The 14,586-nt window shown below is 58.9% G+C and carries 21 protein-coding genes; 1 reads left to right on the forward strand and 20 read right to left on the reverse strand.

Going from position 1 to position 14,586, the window contains the following annotated elements; genetic code table 11:
- Positions 1-50: 50 nt before the first annotated feature.
- Complete coding sequence (locus AB8B29_RS11155; RefSeq protein WP_439006510.1) at positions 51-1,238, reverse strand: PBECR2 nuclease fold domain-containing protein; 1,188 nt, start codon at positions 1,236-1,238, stop codon at positions 51-53.
- Between AB8B29_RS11155 and AB8B29_RS11160 the strand changes: the two genes are divergently transcribed.
- Positions 1,224-1,430 (forward strand): hypothetical protein, encoded by a 207-nt coding sequence (locus AB8B29_RS11160; RefSeq protein ID WP_439006511.1) that lies wholly within the window; start codon positions 1,224-1,226, stop codon positions 1,428-1,430. The genes AB8B29_RS11155 and AB8B29_RS11160 overlap by 15 nt on opposite strands.
- A 176-nt stretch (positions 1,431-1,606) precedes the next feature.
- Here the strand turns inward: AB8B29_RS11160 and AB8B29_RS11165 are convergent, their stop codons facing one another.
- The 19 genes from AB8B29_RS11165 to AB8B29_RS11255 all read right to left on the reverse strand — a co-directional run bounded on the left by AB8B29_RS11165 (position 1,607) and on the right by AB8B29_RS11255 (position 14,465).
- Entirely contained in the window at positions 1,607-3,010 is a 1,404-nt protein-coding gene (locus AB8B29_RS11165; RefSeq protein WP_439006512.1) for a phage portal protein family protein, read from the reverse strand.
- The gene (terL, locus tag AB8B29_RS11170; RefSeq protein WP_439006513.1) at positions 3,007-4,662 is read right to left on the reverse strand and encodes a phage terminase large subunit; all 1,656 of its coding nucleotides are present in this window, start codon (positions 4,660-4,662) and stop codon (positions 3,007-3,009) included. Before terL ends, AB8B29_RS11165 begins: the two co-directional genes overlap by 4 nt.
- Complete coding sequence (locus AB8B29_RS11175; protein WP_439006514.1) at positions 4,659-5,162, reverse strand: DUF1804 family protein; 504 nt, start codon at positions 5,160-5,162, stop codon at positions 4,659-4,661. Before AB8B29_RS11175 ends, terL begins: the two co-directional genes overlap by 4 nt.
- Positions 5,155-5,478, reverse strand: a complete 324-nt coding sequence (locus AB8B29_RS11180; protein WP_439006515.1) for a hypothetical protein — start codon at positions 5,476-5,478, stop codon at positions 5,155-5,157. Before AB8B29_RS11180 ends, AB8B29_RS11175 begins: the two co-directional genes overlap by 8 nt.
- A gap of 25 nt (positions 5,479-5,503) precedes the next feature.
- On the reverse strand, positions 5,504-6,211 hold the full coding sequence (locus AB8B29_RS11185; RefSeq protein WP_439006516.1) for a hypothetical protein: 708 nt from the start codon (positions 6,209-6,211) through the stop codon (positions 5,504-5,506).
- Positions 6,212-6,232: 21 nt separating this feature from the next.
- On the reverse strand, positions 6,233-6,565 hold the full coding sequence (locus AB8B29_RS11190) for a hypothetical protein (RefSeq protein ID WP_439006517.1): 333 nt from the start codon (positions 6,563-6,565) through the stop codon (positions 6,233-6,235).
- A gap of 25 nt (positions 6,566-6,590) precedes the next feature.
- On the reverse strand, positions 6,591-7,409 hold the full coding sequence (locus tag AB8B29_RS11195; RefSeq protein WP_439006518.1) for a peptidoglycan-binding protein: 819 nt from the start codon (positions 7,407-7,409) through the stop codon (positions 6,591-6,593).
- Positions 7,410-7,492: 83 nt separating this feature from the next.
- Positions 7,493-7,879, reverse strand: a complete 387-nt coding sequence (locus AB8B29_RS11200) for a helix-turn-helix domain-containing protein (RefSeq protein WP_439006519.1) — start codon at positions 7,877-7,879, stop codon at positions 7,493-7,495.
- 216 nt (positions 7,880-8,095) lie between these two features.
- Positions 8,096-8,503 (reverse strand): gp16 family protein, encoded by a 408-nt coding sequence (locus AB8B29_RS11205; RefSeq protein ID WP_439006520.1) that lies wholly within the window; start codon positions 8,501-8,503, stop codon positions 8,096-8,098.
- On the reverse strand, positions 8,500-8,709 hold the full coding sequence (locus tag AB8B29_RS11210) for a hypothetical protein (protein ID WP_439006521.1): 210 nt from the start codon (positions 8,707-8,709) through the stop codon (positions 8,500-8,502). Before AB8B29_RS11210 ends, AB8B29_RS11205 begins: the two co-directional genes overlap by 4 nt.
- Complete coding sequence (locus AB8B29_RS11215; protein ID WP_439006522.1) at positions 8,706-8,984, reverse strand: hypothetical protein; 279 nt, start codon at positions 8,982-8,984, stop codon at positions 8,706-8,708. Before AB8B29_RS11215 ends, AB8B29_RS11210 begins: the two co-directional genes overlap by 4 nt.
- Positions 8,981-9,421, reverse strand: coding sequence for a hypothetical protein (locus AB8B29_RS11220; protein ID WP_439006523.1), 441 nt, complete (start codon positions 9,419-9,421; stop codon positions 8,981-8,983). The genes AB8B29_RS11215 and AB8B29_RS11220 overlap by 4 nt, the downstream gene beginning before the upstream one ends.
- Before the next feature lie 9 nt (positions 9,422-9,430).
- A complete protein-coding gene (locus AB8B29_RS11225; RefSeq protein ID WP_439006680.1) occupies positions 9,431-10,018 on the reverse strand; it encodes a DUF3164 family protein in 588 nt (195 codons plus the stop codon).
- Between the two features lie 107 nt (positions 10,019-10,125).
- Positions 10,126-10,374: a hypothetical protein gene (locus AB8B29_RS11230; RefSeq protein ID WP_439006524.1), complete on the reverse strand. Its 249-nt coding sequence runs from the start codon at positions 10,372-10,374 to the stop codon at positions 10,126-10,128.
- Positions 10,367-10,576, reverse strand: coding sequence for a hypothetical protein (locus tag AB8B29_RS11235; RefSeq protein WP_439006525.1), 210 nt, complete (start codon positions 10,574-10,576; stop codon positions 10,367-10,369). Before AB8B29_RS11235 ends, AB8B29_RS11230 begins: the two co-directional genes overlap by 8 nt.
- Positions 10,566-10,952: a MarR family transcriptional regulator gene (locus AB8B29_RS11240; RefSeq protein ID WP_439006526.1), complete on the reverse strand. Its 387-nt coding sequence runs from the start codon at positions 10,950-10,952 to the stop codon at positions 10,566-10,568. The genes AB8B29_RS11235 and AB8B29_RS11240 overlap by 11 nt, the downstream gene beginning before the upstream one ends.
- Positions 10,934-11,536 carry a hypothetical protein gene (locus AB8B29_RS11245; RefSeq protein ID WP_439006527.1) on the reverse strand — a complete coding sequence of 201 codons (603 nt, stop codon included), beginning with the start codon at positions 11,534-11,536 and terminating at the stop codon, positions 10,934-10,936. Before AB8B29_RS11245 ends, AB8B29_RS11240 begins: the two co-directional genes overlap by 19 nt.
- Positions 11,536-12,309, reverse strand: coding sequence for an AAA family ATPase (locus tag AB8B29_RS11250; RefSeq protein ID WP_439006528.1), 774 nt, complete (start codon positions 12,307-12,309; stop codon positions 11,536-11,538). Before AB8B29_RS11250 ends, AB8B29_RS11245 begins: the two co-directional genes overlap by 1 nt.
- Before the next feature lie 26 nt (positions 12,310-12,335).
- Positions 12,336-14,465, reverse strand: coding sequence for a Mu transposase C-terminal domain-containing protein (locus tag AB8B29_RS11255; RefSeq protein WP_439006529.1), 2,130 nt, complete (start codon positions 14,463-14,465; stop codon positions 12,336-12,338).
- Positions 14,466-14,586 lie beyond the last annotated feature (121 nt).

The raw sequence follows: 14,586 nt of genomic DNA on the forward strand, positions 1-14,586 counted from the left end.
GGTGATGGTCAAGATAGCCGAGCGACAAGAGGCCGGATCACTCCCGGCCTTTATCGTTTCTGCCGTTTGAAGAGCAGCTTACCGCCTCGACGCCGATCGAGAGCGCCGAGATCCGGCGCACCCTTCTTCGTGGTGGTGTTGTACGCGGTGATCGCCTGCCAAAGCCGATCGCCAATCTCGAAGACGATCAACAGGCCATTTTTCGGATCTGCGCGGATGTAGCGCCGATCAACGACCAGGTCCTGCTTGCTGTCATCCACGGGGTCGGTCTTGTTCGCTACGCCCAGCCAGATTTCGTCCGGATCTCGGAGCGCCTCGGCGAGCAACGGTGTGATCGTCGCCCGGTCATGTTTCATGACCTTCAGGTTGCCGCTGCGATCGCGGAAGAGCTGATCGGAGATCGGGATCTTGGTACCCGTCGCATCTTCGAACAATACCGCTTGGCCGATATCAGCGCCGAAGGGTCGAAGGAAGCCGCGCACATAGTCTTCGGGCTGAAGGCCATCTTCTAACGGCTTCGCTGCAAAAGGCTTGGCGTTGGCAACGAGATTCGCGATCGGCTCGGGCTGGTCGATCGACACCGCCATACGCGGATTGTCGAGCGAGGGGCCGCCTTCGTCCAGCAGCGCCGAGGGAACCAAACCCTGCTCCCAAAGATGCCCAGGCTGATAATCCCAGCCAAACCCGATGCCTTGTGGCCGCTCGACAAGCTGTCTGGTGACGGGGTCTTGCGCCGGCACCATGAGATCCTCGGGCGCTCTGTCCGGGCCATCCTTGCCGCGCTTCTTCAGGTCGGCCAACGAGAGGGTGCGAACGCCACAGGTGCAGAACCATCCGTTGGGCGGGAAATGGGTATCCCACCACGGATCGTCATGAGCGAGGCATAGGCCGTTCCATTTGACATGCAGGGTGCGTGGATTTTTGGGCACCCGGAGCATTGCATGCCGGTATTCCCAAAACGGGCGAGCCGCGATGACGGCCGGATCGCGCATTTGCTTCAGGCGGCCGGCCATGTAGCTGGTGCGGATGTTTGTTTCGAACATCACACGGGAGCGGAAGCCCGGCTCGCCTTTGTACTGCCAGCCATACTTGGCAACGATCCCGTCGAAATCTTTCCGGAATGTCTCAAGCGTGCCGCCGTTCTCGATCGACAAGGCAATGGCGTTCTGGAAGTCCGACAACATGTCGGTGTCGGTCGCACCCGCCACCACGAAAGCCCGATCATGAAGCCCACGCATCGCGTCGGTCCATGCCTTCGTCGGCTTGACCCGCTTCTGCCGGAAAAACTCTATCTGCTCCTGAAACGGCTGACCGGTAACAGCATCATCAGCGAAGCTGGAGCCGCCTTCCTCGCTGCCGTCGTCATCAAAGACGGCATCGCGACCCTGCAAGGCCGACAGGTCGAAAAGGTTAGAAAGCAGATTGCCTAGAACTAGCGGCGTCCATTTCGCGCCGAGCTCGAGGAGCGAGCGGGCGGCGGACGGCAGATCCTCAGCCGCGTCGATCGCGGCGCGAATGGCATCCAGTCGGCCGTTAAAATACTTGGCCGATGCACTCTCGGCCTGATCGGCCAGAGAGCTAACAGCATCATCGTCAGCCGCGTAGCTTACGCAGATATGGTCTTTTTTTTTAAGGCGGCCGGCCCGTCAAAGAGTGCTGCGAATGCGGCCGATGTCTCCGCTAGCTGCTGCATGCCCCGCTGGCGCTGGGCTTCCTGCCCCATGAAGGAAAACCGAGCCTTCACGAGACTATCAATCGCGGACTCCGAAAGGTTGTCAGTCAGCCCAAACGACGTGATGTATTCTCGCGCGACGTTCTCATCTTCGATCTGAGCGGCCGTGGAGATGACGGAGATCAACGCACCGTTGGTTGCTACCGCAGCGGCCGCCTTGGCGCTTTGTGTGTCCGCCTTCACCTTCTCGTTTTCGGCACGCACCCTGCGAACCCATGGGACGCCAGCGCCGGGGAAATTATAGTCCACCAGCCATTGAAGAAGCGTTCCGTGATGCGTGTCGGCCTGCAGGTCGCCGTCACTGTCGACCAGCATCGCCGACATGTCCGCATGAGTGTCCGACGCGGCCTTGGAGCCGACATCGCCAATATCGGTTGAAAGGGATTCACCAAGCACCGTAATGGTGATGTCTTTGTCCCAATAGTCCAGGAAATCCTCGTAGCTAACGGCACCGGACCGCGATGCCTCAAGGAACTCGACATCCGTGCCGATCGGCAATGTCATGGCGGCGCTGGAGCGGATCTGCTCCAAGGTACGAAGCAGCTTGTTCTGCTCATCGCTCAAGACGCCATAGGGCGTTTTGCCGATGACAGTGGGCTCGGCATATTTGTCGAGGAAGTGCAGCCAGAAGGCTATGCCCTCGCGTTTGAACAACACCGGCCAGAAGAGCCGAGTGCCGAGCCCGAGGCCGTAAGGGTTGTTGCCGCGAACATCGAAGCGGTGGACGATGAACTTGCGGTCAGGCAACTCCAATCCATCACGCATGCTCGTCATAGTCAAAAGCCGGGGACGCCAGTCCTCGTCAAAGACAAATCGGCGCTGGTCATGCGACACAGTAGCGGTCGGAATGATACGGTTGCCGCTTCTTCCCCAAATAACCTCGTCAATGGAAAAGCCCATCAACGTGGCGTCGCACATGTTTTCGCAGAGCCGGTCAAAGGCCATGCCGTTGACGACTTCCTTGCAAAAATCGGCAGCCTCGATGTCGATCGGCGCGTCTGACGCCGGCTCCATTACCCAATCACGGGCCAACAGCAGCTTGGCGCGTTTCTGCAGCACGGCATAGGCACGGCCGTCCCGCTTGATCTCGCTATAGATCTTGAGGCCTTGACCGCCGCCACGCTGCAGGAGCGTATCATCCTGATACTGCAGCGCGCCCGAATAGTACGGAATGGTGATATCGTTGCGAGCGTTAGCGATCAGCGTGGTGGCACTGGCGGGCAGGTTTTTGCGTGTCGCTTGATCAGGGGTGGCATTCGCCTTTTTGGGTGTCTTCACTGGCGTAAGCCTCTCATGATGTTAGAGCCACCTCGCGCGCCTCCAGTCTGGACACCACCCGAGGAGCCGGCTGACGCGCCACCCGAGTACATGAGACCGTATTGCCAGAGCATATCGAGGCAATCCGGACCGTCGTCGTGGTCCGCATCCGGCCATTGCTGCAGCTGATCGATGAGGGTTTGTTGCGTGCTGTTGATGCGGATCAATCCAGCCGCGATCGGTGGCTGAAGGCGCTCAATGCGTAGATCCTTGTCGGCGTTAGGAGTTACCGGCACGGCGGAAATGGCTACACCTTGCTTTGCGGCCGTCGTCATCAACGTGGTGCGCAGGAATTCCTGAAACTGGACAGACTCCACGAACCAGAGCAGGCAATGATACTGCCGCTGTAGCGCGATGATGTCGGCAATGATGATGTCGGGCAAGCGACGACGGATAGAAGCTTCCACCAGATCCATAGTGCCGTGCAGTCGATTGAAGCCACCAATCAGGATGGCGCTCGGATCTCGGCCGTGGCCCTTTTTACCAAGAGACGGATCGACCGCGCCGAAGTGAATGAGGTCGGGCTGCTTCAGCGTCCAGAAGACAAGATTGCTGAACGGACTGCCGGCATTGATCGGCTTGTTTTGGTATTCGGTCTGGAAGCTGTCGTGATCGGCTGCTCGTTCCAGCATGAGCCATATAAGCGGCTGCATCGAAGGCCAATTGACGATCGCGCCTGCATCCATCTCAGCCTTGTGTTCGGCATAGAAGGCGCGGGCGACTTCCTCGCCATCGTTCTGATAAAATTCCTCGAACGTGTCCCAGAGGTCCATTCGATCGGGAAAATGGATGATTGCCTGAAACTCGGCAACACGCCAGACAGGCGACTTGGCAGCGCGAACAAGCACGGCATCATAATGAAGGACAGTGCCGACCCAGATCACATCCATGGAACCGTCAGGCGGGCCAACCTTCAGGGCGGCGCGCTTGATCCATGTTTCAAGCTTTTTCCGTTGCTCGGGCGAACGGACAGCCTCATCGTTTTCCAGATCGTCAAAGAACATGAGATCGGGACGAAAGGGACCATGGCGGCGGCCACGCAGTTTCTGCAGCGCGCCAAGTCCCTCGACACGGATGTTGCCATTGGTGACGATTTCGCCCTCGCGCCAAACCCGGCCTTGACCGGTCGCATCCGGAAAGTCGTTCGACAAGCGCGGATTTTCCGTCAGCTCTGCCTTGATCGCCTCGATCAGCAGCGCCGCTTGCGCGTACACGTCGCAAACTTCCAGAATATATCGCTTGTAGCCGAGGCAGATGCAGTAGAGCGCGAAGCCGAGGGATAGATGAGTGGATTTTGACGAACCGCGAGGCGCGACCCACAAATCTCTAACGCCCTTTTCAGAGGCTATGACTTCCGGCACCCGTCCAAATATCGCCTCGTGAAAGAGACTATGGTCGCCTTTCACGTAGTGCGGCAGATAGGTTTCCAGAAAGAACTGAAAGCCCGTTTCCGGATGACGGGCTTTGACCAGGCGCTCGGCCTTGGCCTTCGGATCAGCCGGAAATGCCGAAACCGACAGGTCAACCCATCGGGCCAGTTCGTCAGCCTTCGCCGAGATCCACTCGCGGAAATCCTTCTCGCTGACCTTCGCCTTCAGGTTCGGCCTTTTCATGGGGCAAACGCGGTCGCGATACGGTCACCGAACGGGATCAGGATTTCCTGCACCACGGAAATGTGCTGCGGGAACTGCTCCTGAACGAAGCTGACCAGATGTTGAACGACGGACTGGGCAACGCCGAGTTCGGAAATCTTCGGTGCGAGCTTGCCGGCCGACGCGGTGACCTTCACCATGGCATCGCCCAGGGCGACCATGTGCTTGATCTTCTGATCGAGCGTCAGATCCTTGTTGTTCTTGACCTGATCGAGAAGTGCCTGCGCCATGATGACGAAATCTTCCGTCACCGAGGAGACGACGGTATCAAGACCTTCGCCAGCGATCGTCGCGGCCGATCGGGCCATATCCCAATCGTCACCGTTAGCCTTCGCCGTCTTCTTCCAACGGCCTAGGGTTGCCTGACTGACATTGAGTGACACCGCTATGGTGGCCATCGTCATGCGGCGGTAGACATAGTCTGAGCGTGCCTTGCGGCGGGTATCGGCATCGTTAGACATGCAGGCCGCCTTTCAGGATGAAGACCACGATGGCACTGATCATGGGTCCAGCGATCGCGGCGGCGGCCCACAACAGCACACGACGAATGCCCGAGTTCGAGTCTCGGATCGCCGTCTTGATCTCATTCAGCGAGGATTGAATTGTGCTCATGCGTTCGTTGGTGACCGCGCCGTCTCGCTCTAGGATGCCGACACGATGATCCAGCTTTTCAATTCGGGCTTCGTGTTGATCGACACGAGCCGTCAAATATTCATTGTCCGCCACAGTAAGCCTTTCTGAACGCGGGATGGGCCGACAAAGGGTGGCGTGGGCCACCCTCTGAAAGCATCTGGGTTTGTGATTACCGGGTGACGGGCGGACTTGCTCCGGTGGTAGCGGCTGTGCCTTCCACGACCTGCAGGGCCACCTTCATAGCAGTCTGAACAGCCGCACCAGTCGCATCGACGCCAGATGAATCGGCGGCAGGCGGAACTGTGAAGAGGGCTGAACTTGGTCCATTAAGCCAGTTGAAGACGGTCGGCCAATTGGCGGTAACAAGATCTTCCAGTTGCTTGGCTTCAAGTTTGAAGAAGGAGATCGTGTCGGGGTTCTTGTCCTGCAGATAGGCAACGGCGTCGGAGAGAACCTGACCAAGCGTTACCGCCGAAATCGGCAAGCCCGATTTCGTCACCGCGAACTGGATGGCGTTCTGGATCGCTGAATGAAGCCGGTCGTTGAAAAGCTTCTCCAACTGAGCGCGCTGGGTAGCATCCTTCACGCCTAGCAGGCCAATAGCACCGCTGACGAGTGGAGCGCCCGTTAGAAGTGCGAAGGCGCAGCCGACAATAATGGCGAAGGACTCCACCATGCCGCTGATTTTCGCAAGCGTATCGGAGAAGCTCGCCGCTGCCACCGGCGCACTGCCGTCCTGGGCGAAGGCGCAGATACCGCCAACCATCAGGAAGGCCAACGCGGTGGCGATCAGGGCAAACGGGTTGGGAGGAATGATGTCGGCCGCGACAGATCGCAGACCCGCAAAAACGCCAATAAAGCGTGACGTCAAGGTCATAGGGGTTCCTTTGGTTTGGAGCTACTGGCCCGATTTCTCGCGGGCCTTGTTGATGGCATCGATCGCGTCCTGCACCTTCTGCGGGGCATTCTCGATGGTCACGGTGGATGGGTCGGTGCAGAATGCCTGCACGCCGGCATGAGCGGTCTTTTCCGCGTCGATGACGTTGGCCGGCACATGGAAGAACACCGTCGCGATCGTGAAGGCGTCGTGCGTGGCATCCAGCTTGGGGCAGAGCTGCGCAAGCTTCTGCTGAATCGTCTGATCCGCCTCCGCAACCTTGCTGGTGACGCAACTGGAGAGCGCGACGGCTGACAAGACGGCGACTGCGGAAAGGGACATGAGAAGGCGCATACAGGCTCCTTTCAGGGGCTCTAGGTCAGTTGAGGAACTTGCGGTCACGGAGCGCGCCGATGGTTTTGGCACCGGCCACACCATCGACTGTCAGACCGGACGCCTTCTGAAAGGCGCGAATGGCCTGCTCGGTGCCGGGACCGAAAAAGCCGTCAATGGTGAGGTGATAGACGCCGGCTGCAGTCAGGCCGCGCTGCAGATCTTCGATCGAGGAGCCACTCATGCCGCGTCGCAGGACAGCAAACTGCTGTTCGCGTGAGACAAGATCTGCGACCAAAGTGCCGATAACGGTTTTCGCCCTGGCGAGGTACTTGGACCGGCTGGCAAGACCGTTGCGGCCGCCATTGATCTTGAGCGTGATGGCAACGAGATCGTCTTTGTCGGCAAGGCTATTCAAGCCGTTGACGGACCAGAAGTAGACGGCGGCCCAGCCAGCCCATGGGAATTGTGCGACCCAATCCGGCTGCGCCTCGAAGTCCGGGCAGCTCGGCTTGACCTTGCGCATCCAGTTCGTGAACGCACGATAGTTACTGCGGCCGGTCAGTTGGATGGGGCCACGGCCCTTGTATCTGACACCGTCGCCTGCGTTGACATTGCCGAGATCCTTGCGGCCCTCGTAGGCCTGCCCGGTGGCATATTCCACGACCGTCCGAAAGGCATCGCTTTCGTGAGCCGTCTGAGCAAGGAAGTGCTCCAGCCGCAGCGGCGTATCGATCTGAAAGGCAGTGCATGCCTCGGGCAACATGTCGCCGAACGAATCGGCGATAGCGATCTGTATTCGAGAGCGACCACCGGCGATCGCCAATAGCGTGCTGCCATCAATTCGGGAAAGGAGTGTAGACATGTTGCCTCGCGTGCCGGTGGTTGCGAGGCAAAAGGAACTGGTTTTCGTGGAAACTATCGCCCGGACGGAAGGTCCGCCCGGTATCAGTCGAACAGTTTCAACTGGCTGGTGTTTTCAGACGCATTCGCCATCCGGCGCACATGGCGCTGCGAAATGCACAGTAGCCGAGCAATCTCGGCTCGGGTCTTGCCCTGCTCCTGAAGCAGAAGCACGTCGCGGCGGGCGTTTCGCCGGCTGCGCATGTGCGGCACATAGACGGTTTGTCCCGACAGGAAGTTACATAACGCCAATCCGTCTTGCTTGCCAAGAGCGACGACAACAGGATGGTCATCGCCCGGATGCCGCCTAAACTTGACTTCGGTCCCCCCGAAATGTTCCACAAACCGAATGAACACACCCATGCCGAAGACTTCCGCGACATCTACCAGCGAGCGCGGCACTTCGTGCAGGTTGTTCGGAATGTGGTTCAAGTCGTACGTCCTTCAAGCCTGCCGGCGAGGCTAAGTTGCCTATTCGTGAGTTCGCGTAGTGCCGCTTCCAGCTTCAGCCGCCGCGCCGATCGCGGCCGCATCCGATCAATTTTCATCTTCAACGCTTGTCGCTCGGCGGCGATCGCGAGGATTTCAGAGCGCACCGACCAGCCGAACAAAGGAAGGTTCGAATTGGCCGGAGCGCGGTTCATGGCGTTAGACCTTGGCGCTCTGGCATCGGCGCTCCATCTGCTTGAGCGCCTCGATCAAAGGGGATGCCTGATCGTAAGTCAGAAAGTCCGGATCGTCGGTACCGGTGCGTTCTTTCACGAAAGAGCGAAGGGCTTTCCGCGATCCGTCCTGAATGACGCCGCCGCGATGGCAGGACTTCCAGAGGGCATGGATCAACCGAATGTATGACTTGGTAGAGGCCGGTAGGGACTTGCCGCTCTTGCGGACATGGAACCCTTTCCGCTTCAGCTCTTCGATGACATCAAGGCGCTGGCCTTCTGTCATGACCCGCAGGGAGTTGACGCCGGCTACGCGCACATAAAGTGCGCGTATCGTTTCTTCGTCCATGCCGAGTTGCTGGCGGGCAATGTTGATAACGGCGATGGTATTCATGCTGCCACCTTCCGACCGTGATAGGTCAGCTCAGTCGGATGGCAATTGACGGCTTGTTTGTCTCCCTGGAAACAAACACGCACGTAGTGTTGGTCGCTACCGCCTTCTCGACGGATCACGCCGTGCCGGCCGGTGACATGGTGGGTGACGAACTGACCGGGAACCGGATCGACGCCGTAGTATCTGCGGACATATTCATAGCTCATGCCGCACCTGCATTCTCGCGCTCTTGCGCCGCCGCAAGGACGGATCTGGCAAAGAACGTCGGTGTGAATATGCGCGCGTAGACGAATTTGATTGTCCAGCCCTCGGCCTGCGCCTCTTGCCAAAACTGGTCTCGAAACTTCGGGTTGGTGAAGGTGCTTGCGATCGCCTCGGCTTCGGTGGGTCGATAGCTATGACCAAGCAAGATGCCCTGTGGGGAGCTAAGGATATAGCCTTGGGTGAAAACGGTCTCTTTCTGGTCGAATGCGCCGGTCATAGCTGCGCAGCCTCCGCACGCCGCCAGTCCGCCTTGGCGATGTCATGGAGCTTTTCCGCAGCCGTCAGGACACGCGGCAGGATGGCAAACGCATCAGGTGCGTGAAGATAGAGGCTGCAGTAGTGATCCCACGTCGCCTCGAACTCGGTCTCGCCGTAGTATTGGCGAGCCTTGACCTCGGCTCTAACGATGAAACCTCCACGGCGGGCAAGAAACATGGCATCCGCTAGGGCGCTTGCCACGGTCTTTGTGTGATGATGGCGGGCGAGATCCGCGATCGGCCGCCATTCCGGCAAATCCTGTTGAAGATGCTCCATCAGGAAGGTCGAGCCAGCGATGTCGTAAAGCCAGCTCGGCGGGTTTTCGGGATCGCCGATCATGCCGATCGGATAGACGGCGGCAACGCGGGCACCAAGGTCGAAGAGGTTTTTCGTCATGGGCGCGCCTCACGCCTTGGCCATATCGACAGTGACGGGCCTCCAGTCATCCTTTACGGATGCACGCTCATAAAAGCGCATGTACTGTTTGGAATATTGGACGGTGATGGCGTCATCGATCGCACGCATGGCGTTGCCCCAGCGCTCGTCATCGATATCGAGCTTGGTCAGCTTCTTGATTTCGCGGAGGTTGACTTTGCCTTCCTTATCGACATCGAAGGCGCGGGTGATGATGGCGCGGATCTCCGGCCGGCCTTCGTCAGTCCATTCCCGCAGGCACTCGTCAATCAGGCTCTTGGCAACCTGCAGCTCTGGACCGGCCGTCTCGAAATCGTTGATTTGAACCTTGATCATCAACAGGCCGTCGAACGTGGTGTAGGTCCGATTGCCCTTCACGCCCCCGGCCTTCGCGCCGTATTCCTGCTCAAGGATGGCGTCGTAACCGTCGAGATCGTCAAAGGAATGCTTTCTGAAGCGGCCGATCTGCGCGGAGATATCTTTGGCATGAGCCATTACCTTGCGCACAGTTTCATCGCGAAGGATTTCGGCCGGCTTCACCATTTCAAGGGGGACAAGATTGCCCTTGCTATCGGCCATATACTTGCGGCCGCTGACATCGATGACGCCTGCCGGTTCGATTGCGGTCAGGTTGGTGGAGGTGTGCAAGGCGGAAGTGACGCTGGTGTTCATAATGGTCCTCGTGGCTACTGGATGGGAAATTGCGAGACGGGCTGCTTGGCTTCGAGCCACGCCTTGAGAGAGACGACGTTGCTCGGCAGAGCGGTTGGATCAGGCGTTTCAAGACGCCGTTCCATCGCCGCGGAATGCTCCTCGCAGACCTTGAGGATGCGAATGGAGCCTTCCAGCGAATCGCGGGAAATCGGCAATTCGTTCTGCAACGAGGTCTCTAATGCTTGCCGCAGCAGTTGCAGGAAGAAGGACACCTTAAGCATGTTGTTCCCCTTTCCCGCCGAAGCTCACCAGATGACCGTCCAGCGGTACATGCGGGCAATGGGTCAGCTGTTCGAGCCTGTTTTCCATGTTGCGCGCCTCAAGTTCGAAGGCGCGCAACGTTAGGAATAAGCCGCGCGGGTCGTCGTTTTTAACGCCGGCACGGAACCGCTCGCTGAGTGTACGGATCGCGTCAGACAGCATTTTTCACCTCACTTTCTCTGACGAGAGGGTTGTTCTTGCAGGACCGGCAGGCAGCCCAATGCTTGAGCTTTGCCGGGTCGCTGGTGTTCATGGGAGCCGAGAGATGGTCGGCGCAGGCATCGGGGGTGATTGAGGCCCGCAAATGCGGGCACCAGACTTGATGGGCGTAAAGCGCCATGACCTTCGAGGCGTGCTTCTCGGCAAACTTGTCCATGCCGGCCGAATACTTGCCGGCGACGATCAAGGAGATTGCCGTACGGGACACGTCCAGTTCGTCGGCAATCGCCTGTTTGGAGCGCCCAGGCTTTGCCGCCTCGGCACGCAGCACGTCCACCCACTGTGGATCTTGGAGAGGCATCAGGGTTGGATGGCGCACGCAATGTCCTCACCGGTGTTGAAATCGTGGATGACGCCGCTCTTCGGACGATATTGCGGGGCGATCGGGCCAGTATCGCGCAGAAGCCGGTAGCGCTTGAAACCCGTAGATGTGAGGCGCGTACCGGCCTGCCGAACCGGCAATTCCGCGATATAGCCGCAAGCCTTCAGGTGACGAACAAAGCGGCTTGCATTGTCCTTCGGATTATCATCCTCGGCGGTGGCGGCTGCCATGACGACATCGGCAAGCGTGAACGTCCCGCCCATCCGCATGGCGCTCCAAACACGCTGGCGGAACGTATTCCGTACCGGCTTGCGTACCTTCGCGGTATCGGGCCGCCAAGGGCCAGCCTTAATCACCTCGCCACGTTCTGCAGCTACTCGGCCGGCGTCCGTTAGCTGGTAGCAGCCCGTCTCAATCCGTTCCAAGTAACCACGCAGAACAAGTCTGGCTGCACCGTCAGAAATCTGACGGCGGTCAAGCCCTAGTTGTTCGTTCAAGGCATCAATCGTCTGGCAGGCGCCGTCGCTGAGATGATGCAGAATTGTCGTCGGCAATGAGCCGGCGTCCAGCTTGTCAGCCATCACAGCACCTCGGGAACGATGATTGGCTGATTGTTGCGCCGGTCATTCATGATGACCTGCCCGCCCATGTCGCGCAAAGCGATGCCGCTACCGTTCGGGTCAAAGTCACCCCGGAAGGCGAAACGCTCGATATTCGCGATAGCTTCCAACACCTCGCGATTGAAACCCTGAGAGACGGTCAGGACAAAATCTACAAGATCGGCGGCGACCGGCACTTCGCAACGCTGTTTGATGAGCAGACGCACATCATCCTTAGTCGCCTTTTCAAACCGGACCTTCTGAGAAACGCGGGAGGAAACCTGCGGGAACCGAGCAAGGTTGTCGTTAACGCGCCCCATGCCGACAAGAATCGTGGGCAATTCGATCATGTCGGAGATATCGCGGATCGTCTCAAGGATCTGCGCCCTGGACGAAACGTGATCCGCCTCGTCAATCACCAGACCGAAGGAGCGCCGCGACATGATGGCGGAAGTCTGCCGAACAGCCAGTTCCTCAAGAACCTTTGTGTACTTTTTCTGGAAGGAATGGGGCGGATGCACCCGCAGGCTATCGAGCAGCTCGGTCATGAACCACGACGGCGTCCATTCCTTCTTTGCGCGTAGGTAGATGCAATTATTCTGAGCCACCCAATGTTTGAGCGTCGTCGTTTTCCCAAGGCCGGGAAGCCCATCGACAACCACTAGGCAGGCTTCCTGCGCGCCGCGATCTTCAAGAGCGGACAAGGCCGACATGAAACGCCGAACGTTGCTAGTCTCGACAAAAACAGTCTTCATGCTAAATTCCTCGTTGGTAAGATTGGTCAGGCAGCGGCGCGGATGAGGTTTCGAAGCGCGTCCACGTCGATGCCTGACAGTCGAAACAGTTCAATTGCCGAGGCTTTGTTGAGAGCCTGCCGCAAGACGCGAACTTGGTTACTGGTGAGATCATCCGGATTTTCGAGAGCCCACGCCGCAAGCGCCTCGTCGCTTGCAAAGGTCCGCCTGCGCGGGCTCTCGACGGCTCCGGTCGCCGTGTTGGATGGTGTGACAAGGACGAGCTCACGGGCCATCGGCTCGGGCGTAGCGTCGATGATGAGCGGCATTGGCCTTTCGGCCGCCTGCTCCAAAAATCTGCCGGGAGACAGTTCGGCCTCGACCACGGCGAGCTTGTCGTGAAGGCGCTTGGCGCGGGTGGTCGCACGCTTTTCCATCGCGGCGCGTTCCATCGTCAGCGGAATGTAGCGCTCCTCATTGCCCGCGAAGATAGCGACGCAAATCGACCGGCCCATAAGCTCCTCACCGGAGGAACGATCGATCTCGCGCACCCAAACCTTAGAGCCGTCGTGAATGTCGTAACCGACGAGGACATGGTCGCCGTGGAACTCTTCAAGCCCGAGATGGAAATAGAAATTGGTGAGAAACTCGACCATCGATCGAGAAACTTTGCGCTTGACGTACGGCCGGAAGAGATCGTCTTTCTCGTGTTCCAAAACCGGCACAGCTTCGAGACCGGTTGATACTTGATATTCCCAATACTGGTTGGGTGACATCTTGCCGGGTAGCTCGGAATGGGAGCGATCGTTGTAGTCTGCTATCGCGTTCCGGCAGCTTTCCAAGAACTCCATGAATGTCGGGAGCTTGGCGCTGGTCCCGATCTGCTTCAGGTCGCGGCGCGTCTCCTTGAAAACGCGCTGCTTTGCCTGCCGGTCCATCATGTCGCCGATGTAGGTTTGGAACGATCGAGCAAGGCGGTTCCAAACCGAACCGTTGAACCGCTCGATGATGCCGCGCGCCTGCGAATTGTAGGGCAGTGAGTGGAGCTTGGTGATGCCAATTCGCTCGGTCAGGCCCGTCAGCTGATTGTCGAGCAACTCGTTGCGGAAGCCAGGACCACGATCGACATAGAAGATCGCGGGGATACCGTGCTGTTCGCACGCATGGCGGAGGGCGTCGACCACACCGCCGCTATTCTCGGCCAAACCGATCGAGAAACCGACGCAACGGCGCGTGGCAACGTCAACGACCGAGGTGATTTCTGGCCTGAATGGCTGGCCGTGGATCGGGTGAGCGACTTCGGCGTCGAAGGTCTTGCCGTCCGCTGTATAGATGCAAGTCGCGAGGAGATCGGCAGTCGAGCGCATCGTGTAGGCCATGCGCGCTTTCAGCGTCTGCGAGCCCTCCCGGCCGCGATGGCGCTCGACGTTGCCTAGGCGAGCCATTAAGCGGCGAACCTGATCGTAGTGCGGCGGCATGATATGCGCCGGAAGCCCTTGCTTGTAATTTTCTAACGCTTCCGACAGGCAGGGCTTTTGGGGTTTCGCGTAAAACCACAGGAACGACCAGAACCATTCCGGCATATCCTGCTTTTCCTTGGTGGGCAGAGGCGCAAGGCCGGCGATGCCCGCCTTTTCTCGGGTTGCGAACCAGCGTTGAATTGTCCTCATGCTGAGATCCCGGGACTCGTTACCCCGGTCGTTCGCCGTCACGAGAATGTGGTCCATGATGTCAGCGCCGGCCGGATGCACTAAGAAGGCATCAATCGCCTGCCGCTGAGAAAGGCCGTTAGAAATCTGGTAGCGCTCGATCGCGGTTAGTATGGCCGAGCGCGCGGTCATGACTTCTCGCTGCCGCGCGGTCAGGTCAACCGTGGACAAGGCTTCCCGCCGCGCTAACTCGCGGGCCTTCTGCTGCTGCTGCGCCGCCATGACAACTTCGCGGCTATGTTCGGCTTGGAGAGCGGATTGAAGCGCTTCGGGAAGAAGGGAAATATGATACTCGTTTCCGCCGCCGCCCTCGCTGCCCGAGCGCTTCCGGCACAATGGTGTTGTGGCCCACTCGTATCGATCGATGTGGTCCTGCACGCCGCGCTTGCTGTGCGGCAGAGCCTTGAGCTTCAGGCGGACGCCAGCTTCCGCAATTTCCTTGGCAGTGAGGTATAGTGCCAAGTTCATGCCGGCACCTTCCGGCGCTTCGCGTTGCGGCGGGGAGCATACAACTCCGCATATGCGATCGTATATTGCGCGCGTAGGCCCTCGGGGATGCGCTCCCCCGCCTTGCGGCGGCGGCTGTACT

It is taken from the genome of Rhizobium sp. 11_C7_N12_5 (genome assembly GCF_051811145.1).
GTDB classification, from domain to species: Bacteria; Pseudomonadota; Alphaproteobacteria; order Rhizobiales; family Rhizobiaceae; genus Rhizobium; species Rhizobium lusitanum.